Annotated in this window: 19 protein-coding genes; 4 read left to right on the forward strand and 15 right to left on the reverse strand. The window is 66.8% G+C overall.

The genetic code is table 11. The features are described 5' to 3' along the window. Window positions 1-7: 7 nt before the first annotated feature. The 8 genes from HNO88_RS17110 to cysD form a co-directional block, all read right to left on the reverse strand. On the reverse strand, window positions 8-745 hold the full coding sequence (locus HNO88_RS17110) for an SDR family oxidoreductase (protein ID WP_184248364.1): 738 nt from the start codon (window positions 743-745) through the stop codon (window positions 8-10). Between the two features lie 136 nt (window positions 746-881). Continuing rightward, a complete protein-coding gene (locus HNO88_RS17115; RefSeq protein WP_184248496.1) occupies window positions 882-1,355 on the reverse strand; it encodes a nuclear transport factor 2 family protein in 474 nt (157 codons plus the stop codon). A gap of 68 nt (window positions 1,356-1,423) precedes the next feature. Beyond that, window positions 1,424-3,130, reverse strand: coding sequence for a class I adenylate-forming enzyme family protein (locus tag HNO88_RS17120; protein WP_184248367.1), 1,707 nt, complete (start codon window positions 3,128-3,130; stop codon window positions 1,424-1,426). 250 nt (window positions 3,131-3,380) lie between these two features. After that, window positions 3,381-4,376 carry an acrylyl-CoA reductase (NADPH) gene (gene acuI, locus HNO88_RS17125; protein ID WP_184248372.1) on the reverse strand — a complete coding sequence of 332 codons (996 nt, stop codon included), beginning with the start codon at window positions 4,374-4,376 and terminating at the stop codon, window positions 3,381-3,383. 135 nt (window positions 4,377-4,511) lie between these two features. Beyond that, window positions 4,512-5,192 (reverse strand): TetR/AcrR family transcriptional regulator, encoded by a 681-nt coding sequence (locus HNO88_RS17130; RefSeq protein ID WP_184248375.1) that lies wholly within the window; start codon window positions 5,190-5,192, stop codon window positions 4,512-4,514. A 150-nt stretch (window positions 5,193-5,342) separates the two neighbouring features. Then, window positions 5,343-6,095, reverse strand: a complete 753-nt coding sequence (locus HNO88_RS17135; protein WP_184248378.1) for a 3'(2'),5'-bisphosphate nucleotidase CysQ — start codon at window positions 6,093-6,095, stop codon at window positions 5,343-5,345. A 142-nt stretch (window positions 6,096-6,237) separates the two neighbouring features. Then, window positions 6,238-8,160 (reverse strand): sulfate adenylyltransferase subunit CysN, encoded by a 1,923-nt coding sequence (gene cysN / locus HNO88_RS17140; protein WP_184248382.1) that lies wholly within the window; start codon window positions 8,158-8,160, stop codon window positions 6,238-6,240. 205 nt (window positions 8,161-8,365) lie between these two features. Next, window positions 8,366-9,277, reverse strand: a complete 912-nt coding sequence (cysD, locus tag HNO88_RS17145; RefSeq protein ID WP_246381927.1) for a sulfate adenylyltransferase subunit CysD — start codon at window positions 9,275-9,277, stop codon at window positions 8,366-8,368. A 74-nt stretch (window positions 9,278-9,351) separates the two neighbouring features. On the opposite strand from cysD, the gene HNO88_RS17150 reads away from it, so the two are divergent. Next, the gene (locus tag HNO88_RS17150; RefSeq protein ID WP_184248388.1) at window positions 9,352-10,449 is read left to right on the forward strand and encodes a helix-turn-helix transcriptional regulator; all 1,098 of its coding nucleotides are present in this window, start codon (window positions 9,352-9,354) and stop codon (window positions 10,447-10,449) included. Between the two features lie 7 nt (window positions 10,450-10,456). Here the strand turns inward: HNO88_RS17150 and HNO88_RS17155 are convergent, their stop codons facing one another. Beyond that, entirely contained in the window at window positions 10,457-13,336 is a 2,880-nt protein-coding gene (locus HNO88_RS17155) for a DUF2339 domain-containing protein (protein ID WP_246381930.1), read from the reverse strand. 121 nt (window positions 13,337-13,457) lie between these two features. On the opposite strand from HNO88_RS17155, the gene HNO88_RS17160 reads away from it, so the two are divergent. Continuing rightward, window positions 13,458-14,597, forward strand: coding sequence for a sterol desaturase family protein (locus HNO88_RS17160; RefSeq protein ID WP_184248391.1), 1,140 nt, complete (start codon window positions 13,458-13,460; stop codon window positions 14,595-14,597). 1 nt (window position 14,598) lies between these two features. Further along, the gene (locus HNO88_RS17165; RefSeq protein ID WP_184248394.1) at window positions 14,599-15,204 is read left to right on the forward strand and encodes a TetR/AcrR family transcriptional regulator; all 606 of its coding nucleotides are present in this window, start codon (window positions 14,599-14,601) and stop codon (window positions 15,202-15,204) included. Between the two features lie 7 nt (window positions 15,205-15,211). Here the strand turns inward: HNO88_RS17165 and HNO88_RS17170 are convergent, their stop codons facing one another. Together HNO88_RS17170 and HNO88_RS17175 are read right to left on the reverse strand one after the other, a co-directional pair. After that, window positions 15,212-15,865, reverse strand: coding sequence for an alpha/beta hydrolase (locus tag HNO88_RS17170; RefSeq protein ID WP_184248397.1), 654 nt, complete (start codon window positions 15,863-15,865; stop codon window positions 15,212-15,214). After that, window positions 15,866-17,344 carry a protein adenylyltransferase SelO gene (locus HNO88_RS17175; protein ID WP_184248400.1) on the reverse strand — a complete coding sequence of 493 codons (1,479 nt, stop codon included), beginning with the start codon at window positions 17,342-17,344 and terminating at the stop codon, window positions 15,866-15,868. A 130-nt stretch (window positions 17,345-17,474) separates the two neighbouring features. Here HNO88_RS17175 and HNO88_RS17180 point away from each other — a divergent pair, with 130 nt between their 5' ends. Then, window positions 17,475-17,777, forward strand: coding sequence for a hypothetical protein (locus tag HNO88_RS17180; RefSeq protein WP_184248404.1), 303 nt, complete (start codon window positions 17,475-17,477; stop codon window positions 17,775-17,777). 249 nt (window positions 17,778-18,026) lie between these two features. On the opposite strand, the gene HNO88_RS17185 is transcribed toward HNO88_RS17180, so the two are convergent. From HNO88_RS17185 to HNO88_RS17200, 4 genes are all read right to left on the reverse strand, one after another. Further along, window positions 18,027-19,472, reverse strand: a complete 1,446-nt coding sequence (locus tag HNO88_RS17185) for a M48 family metalloprotease (RefSeq protein WP_184248408.1) — start codon at window positions 19,470-19,472, stop codon at window positions 18,027-18,029. Window positions 19,473-19,597: 125 nt separating this feature from the next. Next, a complete protein-coding gene (locus HNO88_RS17190) occupies window positions 19,598-20,833 on the reverse strand; it encodes an MBL fold metallo-hydrolase (RefSeq protein WP_184248411.1) in 1,236 nt (411 codons plus the stop codon). Beyond that, entirely contained in the window at window positions 20,833-21,840 is a 1,008-nt protein-coding gene (locus HNO88_RS17195) for a zinc-dependent alcohol dehydrogenase (RefSeq protein WP_184248414.1), read from the reverse strand. Before HNO88_RS17195 ends, HNO88_RS17190 begins: the two co-directional genes overlap by 1 nt. A gap of 50 nt (window positions 21,841-21,890) precedes the next feature. Further along, window positions 21,891-22,682 carry an SDR family NAD(P)-dependent oxidoreductase gene (locus HNO88_RS17200; RefSeq protein ID WP_184248417.1) on the reverse strand — a complete coding sequence of 264 codons (792 nt, stop codon included), beginning with the start codon at window positions 22,680-22,682 and terminating at the stop codon, window positions 21,891-21,893. Window positions 22,683-22,729: the final 47 nt, after the last annotated feature.

Genomic DNA, 22,729 nt, shown 5'->3' on the forward strand with positions numbered 1-22,729 from the left:
GGCAGCATCAGGCCTTGCTGGCGCTGACCGATATGTGCGGAAGCTGGACGTCGGGCGGCAAGTCCAGCAGCGCCCGGAATACCCCGGTCACGTTCTCGCAGTTGGAGATCGGCCGCTCACGCAAGTTGACCCCTGCCGCTATCGAGCGCTTGTAGAACTCCTGCGCCGCCGCGGGATCCCAAGCCGGCGCGTCCTTGCCGACCTCGAACATCTGGCCCGCCCGCACGGTGGTGACGCGGATGCCGAGTTCCTCGACCTCGGCGCCTAGCGCCTCGCTGAAGCGCTCCAGCCCGGCCTTGCTGCTCTGGTACAGCGACAGCATGGCGAAGGGCACGACGATGGATTCGCTGCTGACGTTGATGATCTGGCCACCCGCCCCCATCATCGGAATAGCCGAGCGGCAGCAGTAGATCGGGCCGGCGAGGTTGGTCGTGACCGAGGCGGCGATCTGCGCGTCCGTGGCATCGACCACCTTGAACGGTTCGTAGACCGCGGCATTGTTGATCAGCACGTCGATCTTCGCGAAGCGCTCGGCGATGCGGGCAAAGGCCGCGCGCACGGAGTCTGGCGAAGCGACGTCGCACTCGACCGCCAGGTGCCCTTCTCCGAGCTCCTGCGCGAGCGCCTGAACCTTGCCGAAGGTACGACCGAGCAGCACGACAGTTTCGCCCTCGGACGCGAAGCGACGCGCCAGCGCGCGCCCGAGCCCGAGACCTGCTCCGGTGATGACGATCGTCTTGGCCACACACTCTCCCGACATGCTTTGCGCTATGTTCGCGCTCATCATATCGGCAGAACGGGAGAGTGCCTATCGCAACCGCAATCGTTCGGGCGATATCGGGAACGGCGTTCCCCGGCACTGCGGCGAAGGGCGGCTGTCGTCAGCCCGGCGCCGTCGAGCCGGGTTCCGCCGCGCCGTTCATCGCCGATCCGCTACGGACTTCGAGGATCAGGCGCGTCAGCACCTGAGACTTGATACGCCAGCCCTCGGCGGTGCGGACGTAGCGCTCATGATAATGGCCGGTGCCCCATAGATCGAAGCTGTCCTTGATGACGCGATCCTGCATCGCCCACACCACGTCCACCGCATCGGGCCCGTCGAACGTCATCTGCGGCTGATGGACGTGGTGCGTAGTCCTGGCATCGGCCAAGCTGGCACTGACGTATTCGACCATCTGCGCCCTGCCCTCCACCCTGGTGCCGCCGCTGTCGGTCGTGTCGGACACGCAATCGGGAGTGAAAAGCTCTGCCCAGGCGTCCCACTGCTTGGTGTCGAGCAGGCGGCAGTAAGCAGCCTTGACGTTGCAGATCGCAAGCCAGTCGGCGAAGTCAGGAATAGTGGTCGGATGCGTCATGAAAGTCACCGATCTGTCCTAGAGACGTGCGATGGTGAAGGCCGCCTTCCCCGCACATGCGGGTGCCCTCAACCCGCCGTGTCCAGACGTTCCGCCGCGAGCTTGCGCAGTTCGGACGTCTTGATCTTGGCGCTGCCGGTCGTCTCCAGGTCATTCTCGGCCACGAACAGGATGCGCCGGGGCACCTTGTAGCTGGCGAGCTTCTCCTTGGCGAAAGCCTTGATCGCCTCGGCGCTGGGCGACGTGCCGGCGACCGGCACGATACAGGTCACCACCAGCTCGCCCAGCAGCTCGTCCGGAACGCCGACCGTCTGCGAGACCTTCACCTCCGGATGGTCGCGGATCACCGCATCGATCTCCAGCGGGGAGACGTTGGCGCCGCCGGTCTTGATGATGTCGTTCAGCCGCCCTTCCCAGTGCAGCCGTCCACGCTCGTCGATGTATCCGCCGTCGGCAGTGCGCAGGAAGCCTTCGGAGTCCAGCGACTCGTCGAGCGGGATGCCGATGTAGCCCAGCATCAGCGTCGGCCCCTTCACGGCGATCTCGCCGCGTTCGCCGATCGGCACGGTCTTGCCGGTTAGTGGCTCGACGATCTTGATGGTGGAGCCGGCCGTGGGCACGCCGTGGCTGTCGCCGGCGACCTCGGGCGGCGTGCCGGTGGGGAAGACCGAAATCAACGTGAAAGTCTCGGTATTGCCATAGGCTTGGCCCGGCTCCATCCACTCGCTGTGGATGGTGGGGTGCTGCGCGATGGGCATGTGCTTGTCGACGTAGCGCATGGGCGACAGATCGACCTGGAGGTAATTGGGCGCGGCGGCCAGCTGTGGCCACTGGTGTGGCCAGGCGATCGGCAGCGTCGCACGCTCCTTCTCCATGATCTCCAACGCTTCAGCCGGATCGAACCAGCGCTGTAGCAGCAGGGTGCCGCCAGTCGACAGCGTGGTGCCCAGCGCCATGGTGAAGTTGCCCGACCAGAAAAAACCGTTGGCCGACCAGGTGCGCGGCGGGTGCGCCGGGTCGATCGCGTACCACTTGGCCCACCGCCAGATCTGCAGGGTAACGGCCCGGTTGGCGCTGAGGATGCCCTTCGCCTTCCCGGTCGAGCCAGAGGAGAACAGAAGGATGCCGGGATCCGCCGGTGCAACGGTTTCGGCACGTGCCAGCACGGTGGCATCGGCGATGTCGCGGCCTCGCGCCAGGAACGCGCTCCAGCTCTCGATCATGCCGATCGGCTCTCCGCCGTCGATCGTCGCGAGATAGCGCAAGAACGGATAGCGCTCCGACTGCAAGGCGCCAGGCTCGGCCTTAAGCGCCAGCGGCTCCAGCTCGAGCAGCGCTTGCGCGAAGTCCTTCTTGAGGACGTGGCGCTCCAGCAGGAGGCACGAGACCCCAGAGGCCTTGAGCACGACGTCCAGCTCACTCGGCGTGTAGAAGGTGCTGATCGGCGTCGCGACGCCGCCCGCCAGTGCGGCACCGAACGCAGCGGCGAGGAACTCGTGCCGATTGGTCATCAGGATGCCGACGCGGGTGCCCTTGCCGATGCCGAGCGCCACAAGCGACTTGGCGACATCCATCGCGCGGTCGAGCAGGTCCTGGTAGGTCCAGCGGATCACCTGATCGCCCAGGTGCAGGACCGCCGCCTCGCGCGGGCCATAGCGCTCGGCGACCTCACGCACGAAGCCTGCGAGCGTCAGCGCTCCCAGCCCTTCTTCCTCGGCAAGCGGAATGCCGCGCACTTCGGACACGCCGCCGACGATCTCAGCCAATTGCGTCATCGTTTCCCCTTCCCGATCTCGGCCGCGCCGCTTCTTCCAGGCTCATCCGGGAGCAGCCCAGCCGACGAATTCAACCAGCAGTGTCGTCGTTCCCGCCGGAGGCGTGCATCCCACTTCCTTTCCCGCATTGACGGAGGAGCGGGGCGCCGGATCGGCGAGGCCAACGGTCAGAAGCAGAGGGCCGTCCTCCCCTGATGCTGGCTGCGTCGCGGCGCCGCGGATCTTGCGTCCGCTTGCGCCGCTTTGCACCTCAGGCGTTCACATCGACGATGTAACGGCCCTTGACCTCACCAGACATGAACTTCTTCGACGTCTCGATCGCATCACCCAGACCGATGGTCTGCGCGATCGAGTCGAGCTTGGCAGGGTCGAGGTCCTTGGCCAGGCGATCCCAGGCCTTGAGACGCTTGGCCTTGGGTGCGTTGACGCTGTCGATGCCCAGCAGCGAAACCCCGCGCAGGATGAAGGGCATGACCGTCACGGGAAGGTCGAAGCCTTGCGCCAGACCACAAGCGGCCACCGCGCCGCCATAGCGAGTCTGCGCACAGGCGTTCGCCAGGGTGTGGCTGCCCGCAGTGTCGACCACGCCTGCCCAGCGCTCCTTCTGGAGCGGGCGGCCCTTCTCGGAGAACTCGGCACGGTCGATGATGGTCTCGGCGCCCAGATCCTTGAGATAGGCTTCCTCGCTGGTCTTGCCGGTCAGCGCGGCGACCGAGAAGCCCAGCTTCTTGAGCAGGATGATCGCAACCGAGCCGACGCCGCCGGTGGCGCCGGTGACCAGCACCTCGCCTTGCTCGGGCGTCACGCCCCAGTCGACAAGCGCATCGACGCAAAGCGCGGCGGTGTAGCCGGCGGTGCCGATCGCCATCGCCTGTGCAGGGCTGAAGGCGCTAGGCAGCGGGATCAGCCACTCGCTCTTGAGGCGCGCCTTCTGCGCCAGGCCGCCCCAGTGTCCTTCGCCCACGCCCCAGCCGTTGAGCACGACGGTATCGCCGGCCTTGAACTCGGTGCCGCTGCTCTCGCTCACGGTGCCGACGAGGTCGATGCCGGGCACCATCGGATACTTCTTGGCGATCGGCGAACTGCCGGTGATCGCCAGCGCATCCTTGAAGTTCAGCGTGGAGTAGGCAACGTCGATGGTGACGTCGCCTTCGGGCAGCGCGCCCTCGTCCAGCTGCTGGAGTTCAACGGTCTGCGGCCCCTTGGGATCGCCACCGGGCTTATCGATCACGACTGCGGAAAACATCGCATTCTCCTGGCTGGCCGGCGCAGCGCACCGGCGTGATGCCCCCTTGGGGCTATGAACCTATGCGCCCGCACAAGAGCCAAGACCCGCTTCGCGTCAATGACGCGCACGCAGGTCATCGCCCGAGCGAAGGCATTATTCGCCGGTCTGCGGTCGCACCCGCTCGACGATCTCGGGAAACGCCTCTTCCCGCATCGTGCCGAAGAGCGACAGGCGCACGATCTCCTGGCTGAAGCGCCGGCTGAGCTCCAGCCGCTGCTTGTGCGTGTGCGCATGCGCGCGGGCCAGGATCGGCCAGAAGAACACACCCGCCAGATTGACGACCGAGAGCACTTCGACGTCGATGCCCGGCTCGGCCATGCCGGTCCGGGCGAAGCGGCCGAACGAGCCGGCATACTCGCGCCAGAAGGGATCCTGGCGCGGATCGGGCGAGGCGAGCACCTGCTGCAACCAGACCCGGCACATGTCCGGATTTTCCATGGCGAAATCGCACAACCGCTCGACCATGGCGAGCGGATCGACGTCCTCGACGCGGCGCTCGCCCAGAGTGGCAGGATCGCCGAACACCGCGCGAAACAGCCTGTCGGAAACCCACTGCACGGTCGCCTCGATCAGGCGCTCGCGCGTTTCGAAATGCTGATAAGCAGTGCCGCGGTTGACGGCGGCAAGGTGCGCGACTGCCGAAAGGCTGACGCCCTCGGGACCGTCCTTTGCCAGCAGGTTGCTGGCCGCTTCCAGGATCGTTTCGCGCGTGGCGATCGGATCGCGTACACGTCGACGGGTCTTGGCCTCGACGGCGGATGCTGCTGCGCTCATCGGGCGAGCATAGCCGGAGTGTGACTAATCGACAATGTTGATCACGTCTGACTGTCCTCTGGCGTGATAGCTTAGTCCAAGGTCGATCCAGCACCGACCAGGGTACGGTTTCGGCACGTCACCGCCGAGCCGTCGGAACCTTATGGCGCGCTATCGGGCGGCAGGCGTCAGCGCCGCGACTTCGGCCAGGATCCGCGCGGCGTGTTCCTTGCGGCAGATGAGCAGGTCCGGCATGTAGACGTCCGCCTGATTGTACACCAGCGGCGAGCCGTCGATCCGCGACGCATGCAGCCCCCAACCCAGCGCCACCGCGACCGGCGCGCAACTGTCCCACTCGTACTGCCCGCCAGAGTGCAGGTAGATGTCCGCCTCGCCGCGCAGGATCGCCATCGCCTTGGCACCGGCCGAGCCCATCGGCACCAGTTCCGCGCCGAGCTTTTGCGCCACCTCGGTCGCCTCGCGCGCGGGACGGGTGCGGCTGACCACCATGCGCAGGACCTCAGGCGCAGCGGGCACTTCACCGGGCCGATCGGAGCGCAGCACCACGTCGCAACCCGGCAGTGCCACGGCGCCGAGCGCCGGGCGCCCGTCGACCGCCAGCCCTACGTGCACCGCCCAGTCCTGCCGCTCCTCGCCGTACTCCCGAGTGCCGTCGACGGGATCGACGATCCACACCCGGCTCTGGCTCAGGCGCTCGGCATTGTCCTTCTCCTCCTCGGAGAGCAGTCCATCGTTAGGCCGCTGCTCGCGCAAGGCGTGGACCAGGAACTGGTTGGCGGTCTGGTCGCCCGCCTTGCCCAGCGCCTTGCCGCCGAACACGCCCGAGGCGCGGACCTGCAGCAGGATCTTGCCCGCCTGCTCCGCCAGATGCGCCGCGAGATCACCGTCGTTTTGGATTGTCATTGTCTCTCTCCCTGTCCTTCTCCCCTCCCCAGCGGGGAGGGGTCGGGGGTGGGGGAGCGGGACCAAAGGTCACGCGTCCACGCCAGCGTCGGTACACCCACCTCCCAACCTCCTCCCTCGAGGGAGGAGGGGCTTGCTCATATCACGCGTCGCCTAGCAGCCGGTCGATGATCAGGTCGGCCGCCTCTTCCGCGGTGATCGCCTGGGTATCGATGCGCAGTTCCGGATTGCGCGGCGCTTCGTATGGGCTGTCGATCCCGGTGAAGTTCTTGAGCTCGCCCGCTCGCGCCTTCTTGTAGAGGCCCTTCACATCGCGGCTCTCGGCCACGCGCAGCGGGGTGTCGATGAACACCTCGATGAACTCACCCTCCGGCAGCATGCCGCGGACCATGTCGCGCTCGGCCTGGAACGGCGAGATGAACGCGGTGATCACGATCAGGCCGGAGTCCGTCATCAGCTTGGCGACCTCGCCGACGCGGCGGATATTCTCGATCCGATCGGCCTCGGTAAAGCCCAGGTCCTTGTTGAGCCCGTGGCGCACGTTGTCGCCGTCCAGCAGGAAGGTGTGCCGGTTCATCCGGAACAGCTTCTTCTCGACCAGGTTGGCGATCGTCGACTTGCCCGAACCCGACAATCCGGTGAACCACAGCACCGCGGGCTTCTGGTTCTTGAGGTCGGCGCGTTGCTTGCGGCCGATGTCGAGCGCCTGCCAGTGCACGTTCTGCGAACGGCGCAGCGAGAAGTTGATCATGCCCGCCGCGACCGTTGCATTGGTCATCTTGTCGATCAGGATGAACCCACCGAGGGTACGGTTCTGCTCGTAGGGCTCGAACACCACGGCCTTGTCAGTGGTCAGCTCGGCGACGCCGATGGCGTTCAGCTCGAGCGTCTTGGCCGCCATGCGGTCCATGGTGTTGACGTTGACCGTGTACTTGGGCTCCTGCACCGTCGCCGAAACTTGCTGCGTGCCGAGCTTGAGCCAATAGGCGCGGCCCGGCACCATCGCCTCGTCGGCCATCCACACGAAGGTCGCCTCGAACTGGTCGGCGGTCTGCGGCGGATTGTCGGCGGTGGAGATCACCGAGCCGCGTGAGCAGTCGATCTCGTCGGCGAAGGTCACGGTGACGGACTGACCCGCGACCGCCTCGTCGAGATCGCCGTCGAACGTGACCACCTTGCCGATCGTGCTCGTCTTGCCCGAGGGCAGGACGCGGATCTTGTCGCCCGGCTTGACCGAACCAGTCGCGATCAGGCCCGAGAAGCCGCGGAAGTCGAGGTTCGGACGATTGACCCACTGCACCGGCAGGCGGAACGGCTTGTCGGAATCGACCGAGCTCAGGACTTCCACCTTCTCCAGGTGCTCGACCAGCGTCGGGCCCTTGTACCAGGGCGTCTTGGCCGAAAGCGTGGTGATGTTGTCGCCCTTGAAGCCCGAGATCGGCAGCGCGGTGAAGCTGTCGATGCCGATCGAATGCGCGAACTCGGTATAGTCCTTCACGATCGCGTCGAACACGGCCGGATCGTAGTCGACCAGGTCCATCTTGTTCACGGCCAAGACGATGTTCTTGATGCCGATGAGGTGGCACAAGTAAGAATGGCGCCGCGTCTGCACCAGCACGCCCTTGCGCGCATCGATCAGGATCACCGCGAGGTCGGCGGTCGAGGCGCCGGTGACCATGTTGCGGGTGTACTGCTCGTGGCCAGGGCAGTCGGCGACGATGAACTTGCGCTTCTCGGTGTTGAAGAAGCGGTAGGCGACGTCGATGGTGATGCCCTGCTCGCGCTCAGCGGCCAGGCCGTCGACCAGCAGCGCGAAGTCGATCTCCTGCCCTTGCGTGCCGACCTTCTTGGAGTCCGCCTGCAGTGCGTCGAGCTGATCCTCGAAGATCATCTTTGAATCGTACAGCAGCCGTCCGATCAGCGTGGACTTGCCATCGTCCACGCTGCCGCAGGTGATGAAGCGCAGCATGGTCTTGTGTTCGTGGCTCTCGAGGTAGGCGTTGATGTCCTCGGCGATGAGCTTGTCGGTGACGTAGACGGCGTCTTTGGTGTCTTGGTCGGCCATGGGAGTTCTCCCTTGTTCGTCTTGCTGCATCCACAACCCTGTCCCGTCGCCCCCGCGGAGGCGGGGGCCCCGCTTCCTTGCGGGCGCCCGCTGGCCTTCAAGAAGGAAGCGGGGTCCCCGCCTGCGCGGGGACGACGTGCGTAGGATCGATGGCCTAGGAACTGACGACGGTTGTTTGCTTGATGACGGGTTCGAGGCCAATGCCTCAGAAGTAACCCTGCTGCTTCTTCACTTCCATCCCCGCGCCCCCGGCATCCTTGTCGATCACGCGGCCCTGGCGTTCCGACGTAGTGGTGAGCAGCGTCTCCTGGATCACCTCCTCCAGCGTCCTGGCCTCGCTCTCGACCGCGCCGGTCAGCGGGAAACAGCCCAGCGTGCGGAACCGGATCGAGCGCTCGGTGATCTCGGGGCGCTTGCCCAGCACCTTCTCCAGCCGCTCGATGTCGTCGGCCATGAACAGCTGGCCTTCCCACTCGAAAGTCGGCCGCTTGTCCGCGAAGTAGAGCGGCACGATCGGAATGTCGTTGAGGTGAATGTACTGCCAGATGTCGAGCTCGGTCCAGTTCGAGATCGGGAAGACGCGGATCGATTCGCCCTTGTTCTTGCGGGCGTTGTAGAGGTTCCACAGCTCGGGCCGCTGGTTCTTCGGGTCCCAGCCATGCGAGGAGGTGCGGAACGAGAAGATGCGTTCCTTCGCGCGGCTCTTCTCCTCGTCGCGGCGCGCCCCGCCGAAGGCTGCGTCGAAACCGTACTTGTCGAGCGCCTGCTTCAGCCCTTCGGTCTTCCACATGTCGGTGTGCAAGGGGCCGTGGTCGAAAGGATTGATGCCTTTCTCCGTCGCCTCGGGGTTCTGGTAGACCAGCAGCTCCATGCCGGACTCGCGTGCCATCCGGTCGCGCAGCTCGTACATCGCCTTGAACTTCCACGTCGTGTCGACGTGGAGCAGCGGAAACGGCGGCGGCGAAGGATAGAACGCCTTGCGCGCCAGGTGCAGCATCACCGCGCTATCCTTGCCGACCGAGTAGAGCATCACCGGCTTCTCCGCCTCGGCGACGACTTCGCGGAGTATGTGGATCGATTCGGCCTCGAGCCGTTCCAGGTGCGTGAGTGTGGGCAAAGATGCTCTCCGATAGCCGGGTCGCAGCCTCATCGCATTGATGACAGCAGGACAAACCTCCCATATGGGAGGGCATGGCTCTTACCAGCAGGGACGAGACGGATCTGTTGCTGCCGCTGTTTGCCGGCAGCAGCGAAGCCGCGCCTTTCTCGACTTTCCTTGAGCGCTTGCGGCGGAGGGCCGCAGCCACCTTCGTCGCCATCCTGATCCGACCTGCCCATGGCGGCGAACTCACCCAGCTGTTCGTCGGCCCCGACATCCCCCGCCGCGCGCGCGAACTCGGCCTCGACGAGCTGAACCTGGCCGATCGCATCCAGTACGATCGACTGAGGCCCGGCCGCGTCTACAGCGGCGACGAGTTCGACGACCATGATCCGGTGCGCCAGGCCCGCCGCCGCCGCGATATGCGCAAGCTCGGCCTGACGGACGAGCGTGCGGTGCGCCTGCTCGATGATCCGGCGGCAAGTGCCTGGCTGGTGCTGGCGAGCGAGCGCCCGTGCACGGCTGCGGACAGCGCGCTGCTGTCCGCGCTCGCACCCTATGCGGCGCTTGCCGTCCGTGCGTTCGTCGCAGCGGCGCACGGCGCCTTGCTGGACGCAGCCGGGCGCGATGCCTTGGCGCGGGCGGGGTCGGGTTGGCTTGTGCTCGACAAGGCGGCACGGCTGCTGGCCGTGGCGCCCACGACCGAGCGGCTCCTCACGCGGACCTTCGGTCACGCACCTCGCCTGGGCGAACGGGTGCGCGAGTTCGGTCCGGCGGCCGAGCGGACGCTTGCCGAAGCTGCCGACGCTTTCGCGCGGCAGCCTGGCTCGGCCGACCGAGCGATGCTGCTCTTGCCTGAACCGCGCATCGAGGCGCTGCTCGCTCCGGCTTCGCCTGGCAGCAACGGCCTGCTCGGCCGTCCGGCGCTGATCGCGCATCTGCGCCAGCCACGTGCGTCGTCCGCGGCAAGGGCGGAGCATCTGGCGAGACTCCACGACTTGCCGCGGCGCGAGGCGGAACTGGCGGTGCTGCTCGCCCAAGGCCAGTCACTCGCCGAGGCGGGTGCCAGGATGGGGCTGACCCTCGAGACGACGCGCAACTATTCCAAGCGCTTATTCGCCAAACTTGGCGTGCGAGGTCAGGCGGATGCTGTCCGCCTTGTCCACGAAAGTTGCGCCATGCTGGGCTGACCCACCGCTACGCCGCCTCTTTGACCATCGGCTTGAGGTAGCGGCTGTAGAGCCAGCCGACACCGATCAGACTGAAGCCGAGCGCCAGGAACGAGGCGATCCGCAACAGGCCTTCCAATCCGGACGCATCGAGCAGGAAGACCTTCGCCACGGCCACCAGCATCAGTCCAAGCGAGACGAGCCTCCAGTCCCTTCCGCCCCGGCGAATGCCGTGCACCAGGAACCCGACGGCGAGGCCGATCGCCAGCACCGACCACAAGATGCTCTCGCCCTCGCCGATCGAGGCATGGACGAGCACGCTGCCGGCGAACAGCTGCCGCAGGGTGGCGAAGGCGAACAGCAGCACGGTCGCCATGCGCAAGGCATCGGCCGGGCGCCGCAGCCGGATCATCCGCTCGGGTGCGATCCGCTCGGCCAGCACGAGCGCCGCCGGCACCAAGCCAAAGGCGGGGATAAGCCAGTTGACCAAGGGCCAGCGGCCCACGGCCTGCTCGGCCCAGAGCGGATCGTGCAGCACCACGGTATAGGTGACGCCATGTCCGAGCGCAGCGGCGATTAGTGCCAGGGCCGCGCGGCCCTGCTCCAGCCAGCGCCACAAGGCATAGGCAGCAGCGAGCAAGCCGATCTCCCACAAGCACCGCTCTGCCAGGCCATGCTCGACGAAGGCGGTCCTATCGGCCATCGCGAACAGCTGCTTGTAGAGCACATGCACGCTCACCAGCGCGATGGCACCTGCCACAGCCGCGCCGACCTTGAACGTCAGGGTCGGCAGCCGTTCACTCAGGCGCCAGACCGCGAAGAGTGCCGCGATGCCGGGCACAAGCAGCTGGCGCATGGCCATGTCGAGGGCCGGAAGGTCCGTCACCAGCACCGGGTCGGCAGCAAGCGAGAACAGGGCCGCGCCGAGCCAGCGCGCAAGCGGCTCGAGCGTCCAGAGCACGAGCAGCGCAGCAAGCGTCGCCAGTGCCGACTGAAGCCGCAGCATCGGCGTCCGGCGATACGCTTCGGCGAGCAGCAGCAATCCGGCCGCACTCGCGACCGCCAGCCAGGGTGCCGGCACGACTTGCGCCACCAGCCCGTAGCCGAGCAGCACCGCAAGCGGCTGCAGCGCCAATCGCAGCGACGCTCCGGCACTGCGCCATGCGTATCCCGCCGCGACGAGCGCGAGCGCGCCCCATCGCAGCACGGCGTGACCGGGGTGCGGGGCATTGGCGATCTCGAACAAGCGGTCGAGCTCGCCAGCGCCGGTCACCACCAGTGCAAAGACGCTCGCGGCGACAAAGCCGAGACCACCCAGCAGCACGCGCGGATCGCGCGCGGCGATGGACAGGCCCAGCAGGCAAGCCGCGACGGCCGCGATCGCGATCGGTGCGCTCCAGCCTGGCAGCCCGATCAGGCCGGCGACGGCTACCAGCACGCCGGCGCCGCTTGCCAGGAGTGCGAACCGCGCATCGTGGTGGCGGGCCGCCTTGTTCCAGCCGAGCGCCACCCCGCTTGCTGGGACAAGCGCGAACAGTAGGCCGAGCATGGCGAAACGCACGTCCTGCCCGGCCATTCCCTCGTAGAACTGCAGCAGCGATATGGCGTAGCTTCCTAGCCCTGCCGCGCAGAGCAGGCCCACTTCGTCGAACCGCGTGCCCTCACGCCAGAGGTGGCGCAGCGCATAGCCGCCGAAGATCAGTGTGGTTCCGGCGATCACTGCGGCGAACAGGCCCAAGTCGGGCCCGGGCCAGCCGGCGGCGAGGCCGATCGCGGTCAGCAGCGGCACCGCGACCGTGCGCTGCAGCGTGGGCGTGCGGTTCGCCAGCCAGACATAGGCCAGCGAAAGCAGGCCATAGAGCCCCCAGGTGAGCGGGGCGAAGTTGCCGTTCGCCACCAGCACCGCCAGTTGCACGGCGCCGACCACGGCTGCGCCAGCCCGCAGCAGCGGCGCCGCGCGTCCGTCCAGCGTGAGTGCCGGCAAGCCCAGCGCGAGCAGCACGACGAGCAAGCCCATCGACACGGTCGCGCCGGCGTCCAGCCCGCCTATCGCGATGGTGAACAGGCTCCAGCCCGCCCCGCCGACCAGCGCGCTCAGACCAAGCCAGATCCAGCGCTGACGACGCGACAGCAGGGTGATCGCGCCGATCACGAGCGCCAGGTACCCCGCGAGCAGGGGAACGCTCGGCGAGTCCGACTGCACCAGCGCCGGCGCCGCCAGTCCGCCGACGAGACCGAGGACGGCACATGGCGCCCCGAATCGCAAGGCAAGGGCAAGCGCCAGGGCCGTGACCATGGCCAAGCCGACGAACGCCGTTCCGGGTCCCACCAATGCGTAGAGGTTCGCTGCGGCGAGAACCGCCGCATAAAGCGCGCCCACGCCCGCGCCGGCCAGCGCCTGGGCCACGCGCGGGTCCCGGATCGCCGCCTCGCGATGGCGCGCCACTTCGGCCATGACGATCATCGCGCCCCCGAACAACAGGCCCAGCACGACGCGCACACCAGGCGAGAGCAGCCCACTGTCTATCGAGTACTTCACCAGTAATACGGCCGCAACAATCAGCGTAAGGCCGCCGGCCCAGATCGGCAGCTTGCGGCCGAACAGATCCTCGAAGCCGATGCCGGCGAGGCGCGATCGGACTCGCTCTGCCCGTGGAGCAATGGGCTCTACTTTGGGCTCGAGTCGTGGCGGGGTCGGCGCAGCCCGAGGCTCCGGACGCGGGCTGACGAACTCTAGCGGAGGCTCCGGTGGTGCCGGTCGAGGCTGAAGCGCCATCGGCTCCGGCGCCATCGCTGCGGCTTCTTCACGTAAACTGTGAGCCCAGCCCTCCAAGGCCTTGAGCCTCCGCCGTGCATCGTAGAGCAGCGCCCCCATCACCATGGTCGCCAGCATCAGGATTCCCGTCATGACTCGCCTCTCGCTTGCGTCACAGCGAAAGGTAAGCCGAAAATCGAACACTGTACAATAAATAATTAGACAGCGTTCGATTCCGCCGGTAGGAAGGCTGCATCAACCAGGGGGCACCCTCATGACCACATACCTACGCAAGCTCGTCAGAGACCTGGAGGCACCGATTGAGGCGCGAGGCTTCGGCACCGGATGGTTTGCCGGCTTCTTCGCGCTGCTGCTTGCGGTGGTGGGCCTCTGCTTCGTTGCGGCGCTGCGCTGGCCCGACTGGATGGCGATGCCCGAACTCGCGCGCATACTGGCGACATCCGGCTTTCGCGTGATGGTGCATGTCACCCTGCTGAGCGCCTATGCCCTGGCGCTGCTCAGCCTGCTGCTACGCCCGCGCAAGGTCCTTGGACTAACCGCGCTGCTGGTTGCCCTCGTCGGCACGATCCTGGGCGGCGCATCTGTGCAACCGCGCGAGATGCACGATTGGGGCATCTTCTTCGGCGTCGACTTCTTCGCGGTGAACCTCGTCGCCACCGGCCTGATGTTCGCGCCCCTGGAGCGCATTTTCGCTCACCGCGGCGAGCAGCGCCTGTTCCGCACCGAGTGGCGCGAGGACCTGTTCTACTTCCTGATCAGCTCCATGCTGGTGCAGCTGATCACCTTCCTGGCGCTGGCACCGTCGAGCTACCTCAATGCGCACGGCACGGCGCTCGCCGATGTGCGTGCAGCGGTGGGCGGCCTTCCCTGGATCGTGCAGTTCGCCCTCGCCATGCTGCTGACCGACCTGACGCAGTACTGGTTCCATCGCACGTTCCATCGCGTGCCGTTCCTCTGGGGCTTCCACGCGGTGCATCACTCGGCCAAGTCGATGGACTGGCTGGCCGGCGGACGCATGCACTTCATCGAGATCGTGCTGCTGCGCGGAGTCACTTCGCTGCCGCTGCTGACGCTGGGCTTCCTGCCCTCGGTCATGCAGGCCTACATCGGCCTGGTCTACGTCTACTCCTCGCTGGTCCATGCCAACATCCGCGGCGACTTCGATCGGCTCGGCAAGTGGATCGTGGTGCCGCGCTTCCATCACTGGCACCACGCCCTGGAGGCGGAGGGCGTGGACAAGAACTTCGCCATCCACTTCCCCTGGCTCGATCGCCTGTTCGGCACCCACTACTTCCCCAAGGGCAAGTGGCCGCAGGGCTATGGCGTGCCCGAGGCGGTGCCCAGCGGCTACCTCGCGCAGATGCGCTATCCCTTCGTGCGCAAGGCAGACTGAGATGGGACGAAGGTCCGATCATGGGCGCGACGAACTCGAAGCGCTGATCCTCGAAGCCGGGGCCGCGGTCTTGGCGGAAGGCGGCTACGCGCGCTTCTCCGCGCGCGAGGTGGCCAAGCGGATCGGCTACTCCGTCGGGACTGTGATGCACGTGTTCGGCAACGTCGACCGGCTCGTCATGGAGATCAACGCCCGCACCTTCGCAGCCTGGACGCTATGGCTGGAAGAGAGGCTGGCACACGCACAAGGCCGCCAGCGCATCCTGGTGCTGGTCGACGGCTACTTCGCCTTCGCCCGGGAGCATCGCAACTTGTGGTCGGCGATCTACGAGCACCGCCTGCCCGACGCCATGGACTTCGCCGAGACGCTCGTCACCCATCGCCGAAAGCTGACCGGAGTGATCGCGCGGGAAGTTGCGGCGGTACTACCCGAAGCCACGGAGACGACGATCACGACCCTGACCGGCTCGCTGATTGCCACCGTGCATGGGCACTGCGCCTTCCTGCTCGGCGGCACGTTCGCGCTGATCGGTGTCGAGCACCCTCAAGCGCTGGCCGAGACGCGGGTGCTGGAGATCCTGGCGGCAAACGGCGCCGATCTGCCCTGAGTTGCCGTCAGGCGACGCCCAGCGCCTTGCCGACGAACTCCTGCCCGAGCCGCAATCCGACGGGATCGACGGTATGGCCGATCCCCGGTGACACATGCGAGGTCACCTCTACCCCCAGGCGCCTGAGTTCGCTTTCGGCGGCATGGAGCGCGGCCACCGGCACGACCGGATCGGCCGAGCCATGGACGAGCAGCACCGGTGGCTTGGCGCCCTGCCCGTGCCGTAAGTCCGCAGTGCCGGTGAGCATGCCCGAGTAGCCGACGATGCACGCTGGCGGTTGTCGGCGGCGCAGGCCCACTTGCAGCGCCATCATCGTGCCCTGGCTGAAGCCGACGATCGCCAGATCCGCTTCGCTCAACTCGTACTGCGCCAGCTTGCGGTCGATAAAGGCGTCGATCACCGGAGCAGCGCCGCTGGTGCCGGCCGCCAGGGCTTGCGGCGTCAGGTTCGCCAGTCCCCACCACTGATATCCGCCGCCGCCGGTCCGCTCGGGCGCGTGCGGCGCGAGGAACAGAGCGTCGGGGAAGCCGTGCTGCCAGGCGGGCGCGAGCGAGATCATGTCGCTCCCGCTCGAGCCGAAGCCGTGGAGCAGCAGGACGATCTGCTTGGGCGCTCCGCCCGAAAGCGGTTGCAGGCTGGCGCCGTTGACGATCTTGGTCATTCAGGTTCCACAGAATGTCGCGAGCACGCGTTCGTGCTCGAGCGGGGGCTGCGCGTAGTCCGCATGGTCGGGCTGGTCCTCGAACGGCCGTGAAAGTACGGCCAGAAGCTCCTCGAAAGGCGCAAAATCCTCATTGTCCGTGGCAGCGGCGATCACGGCCTCGATCCGGTGGTTTCGAGGAATGAAGGCGGGGTTGATCCCGTCCATGCGAGCGCGGCGACTGTTCGCCTCCTCCGGCTCACGCGCCAGCCGCTCGCGCCAGCGCGCCAACAGCGCATCGGCGGCAGTCGGGTCGACGAAGAGCGAGCGCACCGGCTCGTCCGCCACGCCCGGGTCGATCGCCGCGGAGAGGCGGCGGAAGAACAAAGTGAAGTCGACCTGGTTGCCCGACAGATCCTCGAACATGGCATTGGCAAACTCGGCATCGCCTTCGCCTGTCGAAGCGAGCCCGAACTTGGCCATGACACCGGCGCGGTGGGCCTGCGTGAACTGCGGGCCGAACGCGCTCAGCGCTTCCTGCGCGATCGCGATGGCTTCGTCCTCTTGTGGATGCAGCAGTGGCAGCAGGGTTTCGGCCAGCCGGGTCAGGTTCCACAAGGCGATGTTCGGCTGGTTGGCATAGGCGTAGCGGCCCATGCGATCGATGGAGCTAAAGACCGTCGCCGGATCGTACGTGTCCATGAAGGCGCATGGCCCATAGTCGATCGTCTCGCCGGAGACGGCCATGTTGTCGGTGTTCATGACGCCGTGGATGAAGCCGACCAGCAGCCACCGCGCGACCAGGCTCGCCTGGGCGGCAATGACCGCTTCGAGCAAGGCGCGGTAGGGCTGCTCGGCTTGTGCCGCCTCCGGATAGTGGCGCGCGATCACATGGTCCGCCAATGCGCGAACGCCGTCCGTATCCTGCCGCGCGGCGAAGAACTGGAACGTGCCCACGCGGATGTGGCTCGACGCCACCCGCACCAGCACGGCGCCCGGCAGCATGGTCTCACGATAGACCGGCTCACCCGTCGCGACAGCCGCCAGCGCGCGCGTGGTGGGCACGCCGATCGCGGCCATGAACTCGCTGACGATGTACTCGCGCAGCACCGGCCCGAGCGCCGCGCGCCCGTCGCCCCCGCGCGAGAAAGGCGTTCGCCCTCCGCCCTTCAGCTGGATATCGAAGCGGCGACCGGTGCGATCCAGCACTTCGCCGAGCATCACGGCGCGCCCGTCACCCAGCTGCGGCACGAAGTTGCCGAACTGATGCCCCGCATATGCCATCGCGATCGAGTCCGAGCCCGGCGCGATGACCTGACCCGAGAGGAAGCCCAGTCCCTCGGCACCCGCCAGCCATTCGGGATCGAGTTGCAGGTCCTCGGCAAGCGCGGTGTTGAGCTTGATCAGCCTGGGCGCGGCGAACGGTGCCGGCGCGATGCGGGCAAAAAAGCGGTCCGGCAGGCGGGCATAGCTGTTGTCGAATATCGGACCAGGCGGCACTGCATTTCCCTTCGAAGTCGCACCCCCAAGTAGGTCGGGAGGGCTCCTGCGCAAGGCTCGCGCATCCGGTGACCTATTCGCCCGCGCTGCGTTACAGACACCAACGGCCGATCAAGCGAAGGATACCCACATGACCGAAGCGACCTGGGACAAGAGCAGCACCTCACCCGCCATCGACTGGCGCATGAGCGTGGCGCTGGAGAACGTGCCGCGCGGAGAGGCGGAACTGGCCGAGGTGACCAGCCTGGAGAGCGCGGTGCGTGCCTGGCTGAGCCTGGATGCCGCGCATCAGAACAGCGCGGTGCTCACGATGGAGCACCCGGTCATCATCGACGGTGCGAACCATACGTCCTTTACCGGCGATGGAATCCGACAGCTCGCCGAACGACTGCCGGGCGGCTCCGCCGAGGATAACGACGACGACGGGGTTTGAGGGCACTGTAGATACGTGCGCCTCTAACCCACCATCGTCGCCCCCGCGCAGGCGGGGGCCCCGCTTTTTGCGAACGAGAGCGGCGCGAGGAAGAACAAGCGGGGCCCCCGCCTGCGCGGGGGCGACGATAGTGTGGAGGAAAACGGGACAGCATGGCCCCCCGCCTGTGCGGGGGCGACGATGGTGTGGACGGAGATGGGCCAGCATGCGAACGCTCGGATCATCGAATGCCCGCGTCCACCGCCATGCTCACCGCGCGCCGGCGTAAGTCACGATCTTGACCACGCGGCCAGGCGCGAGCGCACCCTTCGCATCGCCGTTCAGCAGCGCGAACAAGGCGCGCGGGTTGCGGTCGACGGTCTGCCGAGTCAGCGTCTCCACGGTGTCGCCGGCCCGTGTCTGCACAGTCCGGATTACCCGCGGCCGCAGCGATGCCGCCTCCTGTTCGGACAATCGGCGGAAGGAGCCGAACAGCGCCGACAGCGCGGCCGCGTGCGCGTCGGACGGCGGCGAGAGCATGATGAAGTGATAGGCCTGCCCACCCCCTCCGTCGTAAGCCGCGATCGCGAGCGGGACCGTGCCTTGGCGTGCCTGCAACGCCACTTGCACGAGCACGGCGGGCAAGCCGTTGACCCGCGCCGCCTGCGTGCTCAGCACTTGCGCGGGCGCCTCGCCCACGACTTGCGCCACCAGCGCCTCGGCATAGCGCGTCACGCCACCCGCCGGCATCGGGCCGCCACCGAACTCCCCACGCACGCCGTCAGGGCCGTTCAGCCCCACCGCCTGCGGGCTGTTGGTCAGGGTGAATCCCGGCGGTGCCTCGAACGCGATACGCATGATCGGATGCGCGAAGCGGCGGCCCAGCACGAAGCCTTGCTGCGGATCGTCGCCATAGAGCAGGCCGTCCACGCGGCCGTAGTACGCGGCAGCGTTCTCCGGCAAGGCGTCGTCCTGCAGCCCGGTCGCCTCCGCTCGCTCGCGCGCACGCTGGATGCGGTTCTGCGTCAGTGGATGGCTGAGCGCCCATTCCGGAATGCTGCGCGCGGCATCCCGGCCGCCCGTCGCCTGCATGAAGGCCTCCTGCCGTTGCAGGTCGCCCAGCATCTCGGCTGCGGCGTACGGATCATATCCGGCCTTCTCCAGATAGCCGACGCCGAGGTCGTCCGCCTGGTACTCCTGCGAGCGGGAGTAGCGCAGCCCGAAGTACTGCGCGGCCTGGCTGGCGAGTTGGGTGAGGCGCTCCGAGCCGGTCAGGCTGACGGCGATCACTCCCAGGGTGCGCCACACCGAACGACGCTCCTGACGCTGGGAATGCTGCGCGACGACGTGACCGACTTCGTGCCCCAGCACCGATGCGAGTTCCGCTTCGCTGGTCACCACGGCGAACAGCCCGCGCGTCACGTAGATGTAGCAGCCCGGCACGGCGAAGGCGTTGACGACATCGCTGTTGACCATGGTGAAGGTGCATTGTCCCTCCAGTCCCGCCGCCGTCGCCACCCGCTCACCCACAGCCTTCAGGTAGTCGGCCTGGCTGCCGGGATAGGCGCCGCCGAACTCCGCCAGCAGCTGCGGGTGCTGTTGCGCGCCGTAGTCCCGGTCCTCGTCGCTGATCGACGCCGCCGGATCGCCGCCCGGCCCGCCCGAACAGGCGGCCAGCCACAGCGGCACTGCGCAGGCGAATGCGCGCAGCTTCACAGCCACCCCTGGCCTGTTAGATAAGAGAAAGAACATGCGGTCTCCAGGCGTCGCTGAGCGCAACGGCCGAAGCCGCGTTCGGTTCTGAACTCCGGGTGCATTTTCGACCGCTGATCAGCCGACTGTCAATCGGCGAGCTTGGCCTCCACCTCGGCGATCTCGGAGCGCAGCCACATCGTCTCGGAGAGATTGCTTCCGCCCGATGCAGCCAGCAGCGCCTCGCTCGCCGCCTTCTTGACCCGCAGCGATGCCTGGTTACCGGGCTCGGCGCCAAGCGCGATGGCGACGAGGTGCAGGGCTTCGAGCGGCTGACCGGCATCCAGCTTCGCCTTCGCACGCTCGGCCAGGTTGTCCGCGCCGCCGGCGAGCTCGACCAAATCGGCATCGACGCTGGAGCGCGGAACGCCATAGAGTTCGGTGGTGCCGTCCTCGTAGTGGAACCAGCCGGAGTATTCCTCCCAGATCGTCTTCACCGCCCAGCTTGCCTTGCCGTGGAACTCGCCGATCTCGAGGTCCTCTGGCCAGGCGAATTCACGCATCAGCTGGTGAACGGTCTTGCCGGCCTTCATGCCATCGAGCGTATAATCGCGCACATAGCTGACCGCTGCATGCATCTTGTCGAGATCGGCACGGATGCGCTCGGCGCCACGGATCGCATCGCCATGCCCGGTGACCACGATCTCCGCCCCGAGATCGCGCACCTTCTCAAGCGACGTAAGGTACTGGCGCACCGATCGCGGCTTGTCCCCGCGCAGGGTGCACAGAAAGGGCATCGACAGCCAGACCGGCCCAAACAGGTTGCCGGTGAAGGCGATCCTCTCGCGGGGGAGCCAGACAGTGAGCCCGTCGATCGTCTCGCCTTCGGGCGTGTGGATGATCTCGAAGGTGCGCTCGCCCAGTTCGAGCGTCAGCTTGCGGTCGACCAGGATGTCGGGCGTGATCATCGGCGCCGGCTTGGGCGTTGCCCCGCGCTTCAGGGTGGAGCCCCAGAGCTTGCCGCTGCGTGGGCCGAAATAGCTTTGCAGCCCCAGCATGTCGGCATTGGCTTCGACGAAGCCGGGGCCGCCGATGACTTGCGTGCCCTCTTCCACGAACTCGGGCACGCCGCCGAAGTGATCGGCATGGCTCTGCGTCAGCACGATGAAGGCGAGCGGCCCGGTGCGATGCGGCGCCAGCAGCGCCTTGGTGCGCTCGGCATTGTCCATGAAGCCGGTGTTGACCATCACGTCCCCGGCCGAGGTCGTGACCAGGTAGGCGTTCGAGATGTCGTTGGCCTGGAACACGAACGGCGTGATGGCGATCGCATCGGTCTGGGCGTCACCCGAGCGAACCAGGTTTGCGAGCTTGGGATCACTGGCCATTATGCGTCCTCGAAACCGATCATGACTTTGGCGGATTGCGGCGTGGCGGCGATCTGCAGGCCTTCCAGCACGTTGCCGAAGGGCAGCTTGTGGCTGATCATCGCCGCGATCTTGTCCTGCAAACGCGGCATGGCGGCGATCACCTCGGGCATTTCGGTCGGGTAGCCGACAGCAGTGGTGATCGTCATCTCGCTGGTCAGCATGCGGCCGACGGGAAATTCGATCGGCTTCATGTAGGCCGCGGTGATGACCAACCTGGCGTGCAGCTTGGCCATCATGATCACGTCGGTCAGGATCGAGGGCGCACCGGCGGCATCGATATAGGCGTCGGTCCCCACACCCACGCGGCCATAGCTGGGCACTTCGCCGTGGAGCCTGGCGAGTTCCGCGCGGACATCGACTTGCGCCGGATTGAGCGCGGCTTGGACGCCAAGCGCACGCGCGCGCTCCAGGCGTTCCTCGGCAAGATCGAAGGCGACCACGTCCTCGATCCCGCGATCCACCAGCCATAGCAGCATGCCCAGACCGATCGGGCCGCAACCGAACACCACGACCTTGTCGCCGGGCTTCACCTCGGCTCGGTTGACGCCGTGCATGGCGACCGCGAGCGGCTCGCACATGGCCGCGACGTCATAGGAGATGCCTTCCGGGATCGGCAGGATGGAGTCGCCCAGCCGCGCCTCGCGCACCAGCAACTCCTGTGTGAACGCGCCTTCAGGGCCACCCGAGCCGATGTTGCCCGGCGTCATCATCGGGTTGACGATAACCGCATCACCCACTGCGATGCCGGTGACTTCGCCGCCGACCTCGATCACTTCGCCCGCGCCCTCATGACCGAGCGCCGTCTCGACGCCCGGCGGGATACCGCCCATCTTGATGTAGGAAAGGTCGGAGCCGCAGATCCCGACCGACTTCATCTGGACCACGACATCCTTCGGGCCGGCGGCCGGACGCTCGTATTCATCGACGCGTACATCCCCGGCACCGTGGATCTTCAGCAGTTCCATGTTCTCTCTCCCGAACCTTGCCTACGCGTTGGCATGAGCGTGTCCGATGTTCACGGCCGCACCATGTAGCCGCCGTCGATGGTGATCGTCTCGCCGGTCATGAACGACGAGGCGTCGGAACAAAGGTATGCGCCGATGCCTTCGAAGTCCGCCGGAAAGCCGGTGCGCTTCATCGGTATGGTGGGGGCGAAATGCGCCTCGACCTGCCTGGCCTGCTCGCCGCCACCCATCATCGGCGTAATCACCAGCCCGGGCGCGACCACGTTGGCGCGGATGCCGAGCGGGGCCAGCTCGATCGCCAGGCAGCGCACGGCAGCGGCGATCGCCGCCTTGGAACTCGCATACTCTATCTTGCCGGCCAGGCCTTGGAACAGCGAGAGCGAGCCGCACGCCACCAGGCTGCCGCCGCTCCGATCACCTGCCTCCACGCGTGCCTTCATGTGCCTGGCGCCTTCGCGCAGAGTGAAGAATGCGCCGTGAAGGGCCGTCCTCTGGAACTGGTACCAGTGCTCGGTCGGCATATCGAAGACCGAGTTGTAGCGCGGAGATGCACCCGAGTTGGCGAAGACGCAGTCGACCTGGCCGAAGTCGGCCATGACCGTCTCGAAGCCCGTCACGATATTCTGCTCTTCCGACACATCGATCTGATAGGCGATCACCTTGCCTGCGCCGGCTGCTTCCAGATCGGCCTTGGCAGCGGCGCTCTTCTGCGCATTGCGAGCCCAGATCGCGATGTCGCCACCCATCTTGGCTACGCCCATCGCAAAGCCCAGGCCGATGCCGCCATTGCCGCCGGTCACCACCGTCACTTTGCCGGTGCAGTCGAAAAGGCCCGCGGCCATTGCTCTCTCCTCAGATCCCACAGGTGCGCGCGTACCGCACTTCGTCG

Source organism: Novosphingobium chloroacetimidivorans, from assembly GCF_014204535.1.
Taxonomy (GTDB): domain Bacteria; phylum Pseudomonadota; class Alphaproteobacteria; order Sphingomonadales; family Sphingomonadaceae; genus Novosphingobium; species Novosphingobium chloroacetimidivorans.

Coding starts and splice junctions, on each gene's coding strand:
- HNO88_RS17115 (WP_184248496.1), bottom strand. CDS start 1,355: ATGACGCATCCGACCACTATTCCTGACTTCGCCGACTGGCTTGCGATC.
- HNO88_RS17120 (WP_184248367.1), bottom strand. CDS start 3,130: ATGACGCAATTGGCTGAGATCGTCGGCGGCGTGTCCGAAGTGCGCGGC.
- acuI (WP_184248372.1), bottom strand. CDS start 4,376: ATGTTTTCCGCAGTCGTGATCGATAAGCCCGGTGGCGATCCCAAGGGG.
- HNO88_RS17130 (WP_184248375.1), bottom strand. CDS start 5,192: ATGAGCGCAGCAGCATCCGCCGTCGAGGCCAAGACCCGTCGACGTGTA.
- HNO88_RS17135 (WP_184248378.1), bottom strand. CDS start 6,095: ATGACAATCCAAAACGACGGTGATCTCGCGGCGCATCTGGCGGAGCAG.
- cysN (WP_184248382.1), bottom strand. CDS start 8,160: ATGGCCGACCAAGACACCAAAGACGCCGTCTACGTCACCGACAAGCTC.
- HNO88_RS17150 (WP_184248388.1), top strand. CDS start 9,352: ATGGCTCTTACCAGCAGGGACGAGACGGATCTGTTGCTGCCGCTGTTT.
- HNO88_RS17155 (WP_246381930.1), bottom strand. CDS start 13,336: ATGACGGGAATCCTGATGCTGGCGACCATGGTGATGGGGGCGCTGCTC.
- HNO88_RS17160 (WP_184248391.1), top strand. CDS start 13,458: ATGACCACATACCTACGCAAGCTCGTCAGAGACCTGGAGGCACCGATT.
- HNO88_RS17165 (WP_184248394.1), top strand. CDS start 14,599: ATGGGACGAAGGTCCGATCATGGGCGCGACGAACTCGAAGCGCTGATC.
- HNO88_RS17170 (WP_184248397.1), bottom strand. CDS start 15,865: ATGACCAAGATCGTCAACGGCGCCAGCCTGCAACCGCTTTCGGGCGGA.
- HNO88_RS17180 (WP_184248404.1), top strand. CDS start 17,475: ATGACCGAAGCGACCTGGGACAAGAGCAGCACCTCACCCGCCATCGAC.
- HNO88_RS17190 (WP_184248411.1), bottom strand. CDS start 20,833: ATGGCCAGTGATCCCAAGCTCGCAAACCTGGTTCGCTCGGGTGACGCC.
- HNO88_RS17195 (WP_184248414.1), bottom strand. CDS start 21,840: ATGGAACTGCTGAAGATCCACGGTGCCGGGGATGTACGCGTCGATGAA.
- HNO88_RS17200 (WP_184248417.1), bottom strand. CDS start 22,682: ATGGCCGCGGGCCTTTTCGACTGCACCGGCAAAGTGACGGTGGTGACC.